This is a genomic window from Halovivax sp., from assembly GCA_007119345.1.
Classification (GTDB): domain Archaea; phylum Halobacteriota; class Halobacteria; order Halobacteriales; family Natrialbaceae; genus Halovivax.
Genome location: SKPV01000103.1, coordinates 1 through 10077, shown reverse-complemented (window position 1 = coordinate 10077; position 10077 = coordinate 1). Strand labels below are relative to the sequence as shown.

Sequence of the window (10077 nt, the reverse complement as noted above, 5' to 3'; positions counted from 1 at the left end):
GAACCTCCGAATCCTGCTCGGACCCCGGCCCGAACTCACTGCTCGCACCCCGGTCCGGCGTCCGTGCCACGGGATTCAAGACCGTCGGCGGCGTACCCCCGCGCATGCGAGGACGCACTCGAACGGGGGTGATCCGCCGGCGCCCGTAGCGCTGGCGGGAGCGTGATCGATACGTTCGCGAAACGTCGCCGAACGGTCGGTGGTGACGCCGGCCGCGGGCGAGCGGGGCCGGCCCAGCGACCGCGCCGGTACTCGTCGCGGACCCGTTCCGTCCGGTCGCTTCTGGAACGGTACTCGAGCGCGCCCGATCAGCGCCTGCCACAGTCATGAACGCCATCATCGCAAAGCGGGTCGATAGCGGGATTCCCGACACCGAGGAGATTCGGGACCTCGCCGCGGCCGCGGGTTACGACGTCGTCGGAGAGATCACCCAGACGCGCCGGGCCGATCCGGCGCTGCAGCTTGGAGAGGGGAAAGCCGAGGAACTCGCGGTCGCCGTCGCCGAGACCGACGCCGAGACGGTGATCTTCGACAACCGGCTCGGTCCCTACCAGACGTACAATCTGGGCGCGATGCTCCCGGAAGGCGTCGAGGTGATCGACCGGTTCACCTTGATCCTCGAGATCTTCGGCCAGCGCGCACGTACTCGAAAGGCACAGCTGCAGGTCGAGCTGGCGGAGCTGCGCTACGAGCTCCCGCGCGCCGAGGCGAAGGCGAGCCTGGCCAAGCGCGACGAGCACCCGGGGTTCATGGGGCTCGGCGAGTACGACGAGAGCCGCGAACAGGACATCAAAGCCCAGATCAGCCGGATCAGGGAGGAACTCGAGCAGATCGAGCGAACGGAACAACACCGTCGCGAGCGACGACGCGACTCCGGATTCGATCTCGTGGCGCTCGCCGGCTACACGAACGCCGGCAAATCGACGCTGCTGCGACGGATGGCCCGCGACCTCGACGTCGATGCGAACGAGGACCTGCATCCCGACCTGGACGCGACCGCCGAGTCCGAAGACCGGCTGTTCACGACGCTCGGGACGACGACTCGTCGGGCGGACATCGAGCCCAGGGACGTCCTGCTCACCGACACGGTCGGGTTCATCTCGAATCTGCCCCACTGGCTGGTCGAATCGTTCAAGTCGACGCTCGACTCGGTCTACCGGGCCGACCTCGTCTTGCTCGTCGTCGACGTGAGCGAACCGGTCGAGGAGATCCACGAGAAGCTCGTCACCTGCCACGACACGCTCTACGAGCGCAACGAGGCGCCGATCGTGACGGTCCTCAACAAGATCGACGCCGTCGAGGAGGCCGAACTCGAGGCGAAACGCGAGACGCTCTCGGCGCTCGCCCCGAACCCGGTCGCGGTCAGCGCGCGCGAGGGGACGAACGTCGAGACGCTGCTCGACCGGATCGACGCGGAGCTGCCCGACTGGGAGACCGAGCGGCTGGTCTTGCCGATGACCGACGAGACGATGAGCCTCGTCTCCTGGCTCCACGACAACGCCCACGTCGAGGACGTCACCTACGGCGACGACGACGTTCACGTCTCCGTCGAGGCCCGGCCATCGGTGATCTCGCAGGCCAGGACGCGTCTGAGCGAGTTACGAACCGCGGCGGCGGAGTCGCCCTGAGTCGGTCGCGAAGCCGCTCGGGAGGCGGCCGCGGACCGGCCATCACCGCCCGGGGCTGTTGCGGCGACGAAAACCGTTATCCCTCCGGTCGACGGCTGTCAGCACATGGAACGATACGATCTCGTCTACCGGCTCTACGACGAGTTCGACACGAAGACGCTCCGGGAGTACCAGGAGTTCGTCGACGTCTTCCCGGCGGTCGACTCGCGGGTCGCCCTGGAGCACTGGCAGCGCGCCAGCGAGGAGCTAGACGATCGAAAGGGCGAGATCCGCTCGTCGTTCGCGGCCGGCGAGACGCTCGCGGAGGTCGCCGCGCGGGCGACACGCGATCAGGCGTTCACCGCGCTCGACCTCCAGGCCAAGTACGGACGGTCGGTGAACGTGCTCGTCCTCGACGTCGACGAGACGCTCCGGTCGGCCGGTCGAACGGACAACGAAATCCCCAGGGAAACGCTGCACATCCTCACCGAGTTCCACGAATCGGGCGTCCCGATCGTCATCTGCACGGGACAGACCCTGGAGAACGTGAAGGGGTTCGCCATCCAGGGCCTGGGCAGCGAGATCGTCCACTCCGGCGAGCTCTCGATCGTCTACGAGGCGGGGACGGGCGTCTTCACGCCCGGCCACGGCGCCGCGACGAAGCAGCTGCTGTACGAGGACCTCGACGAGGAGATCAGGGACGTCTTCGACGACGTTCGGGGCCGGGTCCTACCCGAGGCCCCCGAGGACCTCCGTCGAAACTGTCACCTGCAAGGCAACGAGTTCAACGTGACCGTGAAGCCGAACTACGAGACCGGCTCCGCGCGCTCCCGGGAGATCATCGACGAGGCGCTCGTGTACCTGCTCGAGCTTCTCGCAGAGGCGGTCGCGCGCCACGCGGATGCGGCGGGGGCGGACGCGTCGGACGAACGCCTCGCGGAACTGACGCGGGCGTTCTACGCGGACCGGGATCCGGAGATCCGCGGCGTCCTCGAGCAGGAAGGCGCGTACCCGGACGCCGACGGCGACGCGATTCCGGACGGGTTGTCCGCCGTTCTCGAACGGATCGACGTCGCGTACTACGAGGCCGACGCCGCGGAGATCGGTAGCCTCGAACTCAACAAAGTCGTGGGCGTCGAGCGCGCGCTCGACGTTTTGGGAGTCGAGGATCCGTTCGCCCTGGTCATGGGCGACTCGAAGAGCGACCTTCGAGTCATGGAGTGGGTTTCCCGGACCGGGACGGGAATCGCCGCCGCTCCGGACCACGCCTCGGAGGACACGCTCGAACACGTCCTGGAGACCGACGAACTGGTGTTCGATCGGGGAAAGAGCGTGGACGTGTTACAGACGGTGTACGCGATGAACCGGCTCGCCCGGTTGGGCTGAGACGGGCAGTTTCCGATCCCTCCGCTTCCCCGAGGGAGACGGTTTCACGTACCGCCTCGCTCCCGACACCGACGGTTTCGCGCTCCACCGCTTCCCCGTGATCGACGGTTTCGCGCTCCACCGCTTCCCCGTGATCGACGGTTTCGCGCTCCACCGCTTCCCCGTGATCGACGGTTTCGCCCCCTCCTACCCCGTCACTTTCCGGGGACTACATAAGCGGCTGGAGCACACAAGCCCCGCGTCCAACCGCCTGGGAACTGACCGGTCGGATACGACCGTCGCCGCCGAGCGAACCGAGAAATCCGAGCGAACCGAGAATCGACGTCCCGGCTCGCCCCGGACGATCGTTTCCGATCGACTCCCAGCCATGATTCAGTTCACGTCCGACCACCGACACGACAGCACAGCGATTCGCCGTCCGGCCGTTCGACCGCCGCGTCGAGGGGGTGAACGACCGTGACGACCATCGCGGAGATCTCGATCTCGGCCGACGAACTCGCCCTCTCGGAGACGTTCGATGCGCTTCCCGAACTCGAGGTCCGGGTGAAGAGCATCGTCGCGGAGGGGCCGCTCCAGACGATGCCGCTCGTGTGGTTCGGAGGCGTGGACGAGGCGCACCTCGAGCGGGCGCTCGACGGGGACGATTCGATCGAGGACTACACGCGGTTGCTGGAGGATGCGGACGGTGACGAGGCCCTCTATCGACTGGAGTACGCGTCCTGGGTCGGCCAGGTCGTCGGAACGGTGTTCGAGCACGACGGAACCGTGCTCGACGCTCAGTGCGACTCGGGTCGGTGGACGCTCCGACTCCTCTTCCCCCAGCACGATTCGCTGTCGACGGCCGTCGAGGAACTCTCGGACGGCGGGGTCACCGTCGACCTGAAGCGGATGGTCGAAGCGGGACGCGACTCGGACCTGGAGGCGACGTCGGCGCTCACGGACGCCCAGGAGGAGGCGATCCGGGAGGCCTACCGACGCGGCTACTACGACGTCCCCCGGGAGATCTCGCTCGAGGAGCTCGCCGACGGCCTCGGCATCTCCCACCAGGCGCTCTCCGAGCGCCTCCGCCGAGCGAACAAGGTGCTCGCGAGCGAGCAACTGGACGAGTCGCCGGAAGCGGCGGCGAATTAGGGCCGCTCGGTCCGGACCGCCTGCCGGACGTGTCGGGCCACAGTCGGGCGTGGCGAGCCGCGTTCGACGCGAGATGGCGAGTATTTTAGGCGCGGCCCGCACAACGGCGGGTATGGAGCTCACAGACGAGCAGCGCGCCGTCAGGGACGTGGTCCGGAAATTCGCGCGCGAGGAGATCCGTCCCACGGCGCGGGAGGCCGACGAGACCCAGGAGTTTCCCGAGGAGGTCTGGGACGGGCTGGCGGCGCTCGATCTGACCGGACTCACGGTCCCCGCCGAGTACGGCGGCTACGACGCCGATCCGGTCACCGCGAGCGTCGTCAACGAGAGCGTCGCGTACGGCTCGTTGGCGGTGGCGACGGCGCTGTCCGTTCACGGTCTGGCCACCTCCTGCATCCGCACGTTCGGCACCGAAGCCCAGCAGGAGCGGTGGCTGCCGGAGATGGCCGAGGGTCGACCGGTCGGCGCGTTCGCCCTCTCGGAGCCCCACGCCGGCTCGAATCCCGCGGAGATGTCGACCGTAGCCAGGCGGGAGGGCGACGAATACGTCATCGACGGGGACAAACAGTGGATCACGAACGGTCGGCGTGCGGGCGTCATCATCCTCTTCGCGAAGACCGCCCGCGACGACCCGGACACCGTCACGCAATTTCTCGTCCCCGCGGACGTCGACGGCCTGACGGTCGGCGAGAAGGAGGACAAGCTCGGCCTCCGGGCGAGCGACACGACGTCGCTGACGTTCGACGACGTTCACGTTCCCGCGGAGAACCGTCTGACCGAGGTCGGCCGGGGCCTCTCCGCGGCGTTCGAGATCCTCACCGGCGGACGGATCGCCATCGCGTCCCAGGCCGTCGGTCTGGCCGACCACGCGCTGGAGGAGGCCATCGCCTACAGTCGGGAGCGCGAGCAGTTCGACGGACCGATCGCGGAGATCCAGTCGGTCCGCCACAAGATCGCCGAGATGGCCACCCGGGTCGAAGCCGCGCGGCGGCTCACCCGTCACGCGGCCCGGCGGCGTGCCGACGGCGGCGGCGCGATGGAGGCGAGCATGGCGAAGTACTTCGCGAGCGAGGCGGCCACCGACGTGACCAACCAGGCCGTCCAGGTCCACGGGGGCTACGGCTACGTCACCGAGTTCGACGTCGAACGGCTCTATCGCGACGCCAAGATCACCGAGATCTACGAGGGGACGACGGAGATCCAGAAGACCGTCATCGCGCGTCACCTGCTGGACTGAGCCGCGCCGGGGCCCGTTCGCTCGCTCGCTACCCGAGGCGCACCGACACGCCTATCGGCCGCTCGGCCGTACGACGGTCCGTGAGTCAGTACGACGCCGTCGTGTACGATCTTGACGGGACGCTCGTGGCGCTCGACGTCGACTGGGAGGTCGTCGCCGTCGAGGTCCTCGAGTTGTACGTCACCGAGGGGGTCGAGGCGCCCAGCGATCGCCTCTGGGAACTGCTGTCGGCGTCCGAGCGAGTCGGCCTCCGGAACGAGGTCGAAACCGTCATCGCCGAACACGAGCGGGCGGGCGCCCGGACCTCCGACCGCCTCCCCCTGGCGGACGAACTGTCGACGCGATCGGTCCCGGTCGGCGTCTGCTCGCTCAACTGCGAGGCCGCCTGTCGGATCGCCCTGAAACGCCACGACCTCGATGCGGCCGTCGACGCCGTCGTCGGCAGGGACAGCGTCGAGACGCGGAAGCCGGATCCCGAGCCGCTCCTCGCGGTTACCGAGGATCTCGCGGCCGATCCGGAGCGCACGCTGTTCGTCGGCGACTCCGAGAGCGACGAGACGACCGCCGAACGGGCCGGCACGGATTTCAGGTACGTCGACGATCGCGCGAGCCGCTGATCGGTTCGGCCGAGCGCTGCCCGAGGATCGCCGCCTCAGGCCCGAATCCGCTTCGCGTAGAGAAAGACGGCGATGCCCGTGACGAGCCAGACGGCCGCGCCGACGCGGACGGCGAACTCCGCTCTCGCGCCCCACGTGCTCAGCTCGACGAACGCGGACAGGATCGCCACGATCGGTGCGCCGAGGAGGATCGTGGCGAGGAAGGTGACCTGCATCACCCAGCCGTAGTCGACGCCCTCGGGATCGCTGGTCTCGACGGGTTCCGGCACGCTCGCCGGTCGCGCGGCCGCGATATTAAATCCGCCGTTCGCGGTACCAGCGATAGTAACACCGCAGTTCGCGGCGCCGAAATGCCTCCGCGCGGCCCGATTCGCGGCGACAGATCGCCTCCGCGAGCGACCGTTCGCGGTGACGGATCACCTGCGTGCGGCCCGTGACGCGATCGGGGACCGGGAGTTCCGCCCTGTCGACAACCGGTGGGATTTACCTGCTCGCGGCGAACCGTACGGCCATGACGACCGTTCGAGATCTGCGGGCGAAAGCGGGAGAAGAGCCTATCACGATGCTGACCGCCTACGACGCGCCGACGGCGGCGATCGTCGACGAGGCCGGCGTGGACGTGATCCTGGTGGGCGACAGCGTGGGAAACGCCGTCCTCGGGTACGAGACGACGCTGCCGGTGTCCGTCGACGATACGGCTCGTCACGTCGGCGCCGTCGCACGCGCGACCGAGGACGCGATGGTGGTCGCCGACATGCCGTTCCTCTCGTTCGGTGCGGACGAGTCGGCGGCGATCGAGAACGCCGGCCGGATGCTCAAGGAGGAGGGTGCGGACGCGGTCAAGCTCGAGAGCGGCCCCCACACCGTCGACCTGACCCGGCGAATGGTGGAACTCGGCATCCCGGTGATGGCCCACCTCGGCCTGACGCCCCAGCACGTGAACCAGTACGGCGGCTACCCGCGCCAGGGGACCGACCAGGAGGGCGCCGAGCGGATCCTCGAACTCGCGCGGGCTCACGACGATGCGGGCGCGTTCTCGCTCGTCCTGGAGCACGTTCCCGCGAACGTCGCCGCGGACGTGACGGACGCGGTCGGGATGCCGACGATCGGCATCGGCGCCGGCCCGGGCTGCGACGGGCAGGTGCTGGTCTTTCACGACGCGGTCGGGCTCAGCGAGTGGTCGCCTTCGTTCTCGAAACGGTTCGGCGACGTCCGCGGCGAGATGGAAGCGGCGGTCGCGGACTACGTCGACGCCGTCGAGGCGGGCGCGTTCCCGGCCGACGAACACAGCCACGAAGCATCGGATCTGGACGAGCTGTACTGAGGCGCCGTCAGCCCGCGACTCGATCCTCGACGAACGAGGCGATCGCCTCGTTGAACGCCTCGGACCGTTCCACCATCGACAGGTGGGCCGCGTCGTCGATCTCGGCCAGCTCGCCCGCCGGGATCTCCTCGGCGAGGAATTCGTGGAACCACGGCGGAGTGAGCCGATCTTCGCTTCCGTAGACGGCGAGCGTCGGCACGGCTATCTCGGCCACGCGGTCTCTGATATCGAACCGGTGACAGGTGAGGAAATCCCGATAGGTAACCCGCCGACCCGTCTCGTACAGGACGTCCGCCGAGCGCTCGATCAGTTCGGGGTCCGGATCGCAGAAGAACCGACCCGGCCGGTGGAAGAACTCGACCGCCCGTTCGAAATCCGATTCGAGCCAGGTCAGGAGATCCTCGAGCACTCCCAGCCGAGCGCCGGTTCCCGCCAGCACGGCCGCGTCGACGTCCGGGTCGCGTTCGACGAGCAGGTGCTGGACGATCGCGCCACCCATCGAACTCCCGACGAGAACCCGGGCGTCGGTCGCTTCGAGCGTCGCGAGCACGTCGTCGGCGTACGCGGCCAGCGTCTGATAGCCGGGAGCCGCGTCGACGTCTTCGGACCCGCCGTGTCCGCTCAGGTCGGGAGCGACGATCGGGTATCGGTCGGCGAGGGACAACTGCCCGTTCCAGACGCGTCGGTTTGCGCCGCTGCCGTGGACCAAACAGAGCGTCGGGCCCGATCCGCCTCTGTCGACGCGGCGGTACGCCGTCTCCCGACCGTGATGAGAAACCGTTTCCATGTCGCGCTATTGTACGCCACCGGTCATAAATCCGAGTTCCTGGTTCGGTGTGAACCGCGAACAATCCGTTGTTCGACGACACACTCGAGTAGTGCGAATTCGATAAGAATATTTATATACCAGCAGTACTTACCTCGGGTTAGTTGATTATGACTCTCGAACAACTCACCGCCGATCAGGACGCGGTGGTCCGTCACTACGAGTACGACGACGGGGCGGTCGTGGCCGTCGACTTCGGTCCCGCGAGCACCGACGCATCCGTCGACGTCGTCGACGACACCGCCATCGTCGTCGTCGGCGAACGGCAGTACGACATCGACCTGCCTGCGGACGCGGGCGATGCGCACACGTTTATCAAAAACGGAGTACTCACCATCGACGTGGAGGCCAACCGATGAAACTCACCGTCAAGCCACTCAAACAGAAGGACGCCGGACGCGGTCTCGCCGCCATCGACCGCGGGTCGATGGGCGAACTCGGCCTCGAGAACGGAGACTACATCCTGCTCGAAGGGAACGGTGACCGGGCCGCCGTCGCTCGCGTCTGGCCGGGTTACCCGGAGGACGAGGGACGCGGGATCGTCCGGATCGACGGGCGGCTTCGTCAGGAGGCCGGCGTCGGGATCGACGACCGCGTACGGGTCGAGAAAGCCGACGTCACGGCCGCCTCGTCGGTCACCGTCGCGCTCCCGCAGAACTTGCGGATTCGCGGCGACATCGGGCCGCTCGTCCGCGACAAGCTGAGCGGGCAGGCCGTCACTGAGGGCCAGACGGTGCCGTTCTCGCTGTCGTTCGGGCCGATGGCGAGCTCGGGTCAGTCGGTGCCGCTGAAGATCGCGGACACCGCTCCGGGGGGTACCGTCGTCATCACCGATTCGACGACGATCGAGATCTCGGAGACGCCGGCCGAGCAGATCAGTTCCGGGGGCGAGTCCCCCGAGGGCGTCCCTGACATCACGTACGAGGATATCGGGGGCCTGGACGACGAGCTCGATCAGGTTCGCGAGATGATCGAGCTCCCGATGCGTCACCCCGAACTGTTCAAGCAGCTCGGCATCGAGCCGCCGAAAGGCGTCCTGCTGCACGGCCCGCCGGGTACCGGCAAGACGCTGATGGCGAAGGCCGTCGCCAACGAGATCGACGCCCACTTCGAGACGATCTCGGGCCCCGAGATCATGTCGAAGTACTACGGCGAGTCCGAAGAGCAGCTCCGGGAGGTCTTCGAGGACGCCGAGGAGAGCGCCCCCGCGATCGTCTTCATCGACGAGATCGACTCGATCGCCGCCAAGCGCGAGGAAGCCGGCGGCGACGTCGAGCGCCGCGTGGTCGCGCAGCTGCTCAGCCTGATGGACGGGCTGGAAGAGCGCGGGCGCGTTACCGTGATCGCCGCGACCAACCGCGTCGACGCCATCGATCCCGCGCTGCGCCGCGGCGGCCGCTTCGACCGCGAGATCGAGATCGGCGTCCCGGACAAGGACGGGCGCAAGGAGATCATGCAGGTCCACACCAGGGGGATGCCGCTGTCCGACAGCGTGAATCTCGACCAGTACGCCGAGAACACCCACGGCTTCGTCGGCGCCGACCTGGCATCGCTCGCGCGCGAGGCCGCGATGAACGCGTTGCGGCGCATCCGTCCCGAACTCGACCTCGAGGCCGACGAGATCGACGCCGACGTCCTCGAGTCCCTGCGGGTCACCGAGCGCGACTTCAAGGAGGCGCTCAAGGGCATCCAACCCTCCGCGCTCCGCGAGGTCTTCGTCGAGGTCCCCGACGTCACCTGGGCGGACGTCGGCGGCCTGGGGGACACGAAAGAGCGCCTCCGGGAGACGATCCAGTGGCCGCTCGACTTCCCGCAGGTCTACGAGGCCATGGACATGGAGGCCGCCAAGGGCGTCCTCATGTACGGCCCGCCGGGCACCGGGAAGACCCTGCTCGCGAAGGCCGTCGCCAACGAGGCCCAGTCGAACTTCATCTCGATCAAGGGCCCCG

General features: G+C 68.0%; 10 protein-coding genes. 8 read left to right on the top strand and 2 right to left on the bottom strand.

All coding sequences use genetic code 11. The annotated features are described in order from the left end of the window. The first annotated feature begins 326 nt into the window (after window positions 1-326). The 5 genes from hflX (at window position 327) to QZT59_RS07100 (ending at window position 5978) form a co-directional block, all read left to right on the top strand. On the top strand, window positions 327-1628 hold the full coding sequence (gene hflX / locus QZT59_RS07120) for a GTPase HflX (protein WP_290813428.1): 1302 nt from the start codon (window positions 327-329) through the stop codon (window positions 1626-1628). Between the two features lie 105 nt (window positions 1629-1733). Next, window positions 1734-2993: an HAD family hydrolase gene (locus QZT59_RS07115; protein WP_290813425.1), complete on the top strand. Its 1260-nt coding sequence runs from the start codon at window positions 1734-1736 to the stop codon at window positions 2991-2993. Window positions 2994-3449: 456 nt separating this feature from the next. Further along, window positions 3450-4124 (top strand): helix-turn-helix domain-containing protein, encoded by a 675-nt coding sequence (locus QZT59_RS07110; protein ID WP_290813422.1) that lies wholly within the window; start codon window positions 3450-3452, stop codon window positions 4122-4124. Between the two features lie 112 nt (window positions 4125-4236). Beyond that, window positions 4237-5361, top strand: a complete 1125-nt coding sequence (locus QZT59_RS07105) for an acyl-CoA dehydrogenase family protein (protein WP_290813420.1) — start codon at window positions 4237-4239, stop codon at window positions 5359-5361. Between the two features lie 80 nt (window positions 5362-5441). Beyond that, window positions 5442-5978 carry an HAD family hydrolase gene (locus QZT59_RS07100; RefSeq protein WP_290813418.1) on the top strand — a complete coding sequence of 179 codons (537 nt, stop codon included), beginning with the start codon at window positions 5442-5444 and terminating at the stop codon, window positions 5976-5978. Between the two features lie 35 nt (window positions 5979-6013). On the opposite strand, the gene QZT59_RS07095 is transcribed toward QZT59_RS07100, so the two are convergent. After that, window positions 6014-6247, bottom strand: coding sequence for a DUF5822 domain-containing protein (locus QZT59_RS07095; RefSeq protein WP_290813415.1), 234 nt, complete (start codon window positions 6245-6247; stop codon window positions 6014-6016). 242 nt (window positions 6248-6489) lie between these two features. On the opposite strand from QZT59_RS07095, the gene panB reads away from it, so the two are divergent. Then, entirely contained in the window at window positions 6490-7302 is an 813-nt protein-coding gene (gene panB, locus QZT59_RS07090; protein ID WP_290813413.1) for a 3-methyl-2-oxobutanoate hydroxymethyltransferase, read from the top strand. 7 nt (window positions 7303-7309) lie between these two features. On the opposite strand, the gene QZT59_RS07085 is transcribed toward panB, so the two are convergent. After that, window positions 7310-8089 (bottom strand): alpha/beta fold hydrolase, encoded by a 780-nt coding sequence (locus tag QZT59_RS07085; protein ID WP_290813411.1) that lies wholly within the window; start codon window positions 8087-8089, stop codon window positions 7310-7312. 149 nt (window positions 8090-8238) lie between these two features. On the opposite strand from QZT59_RS07085, the gene QZT59_RS07080 reads away from it, so the two are divergent. After that, on the top strand, window positions 8239-8487 hold the full coding sequence (locus QZT59_RS07080) for an Hsp20/alpha crystallin family protein (RefSeq protein WP_290813408.1): 249 nt from the start codon (window positions 8239-8241) through the stop codon (window positions 8485-8487). Beyond that, the coding region (locus QZT59_RS07075) for an AAA family ATPase (RefSeq protein ID WP_290813406.1) at window positions 8484-10077 on the top strand (1594 nt) is incomplete at its 3' end. The genes QZT59_RS07080 and QZT59_RS07075, both read left to right, overlap by 4 nt.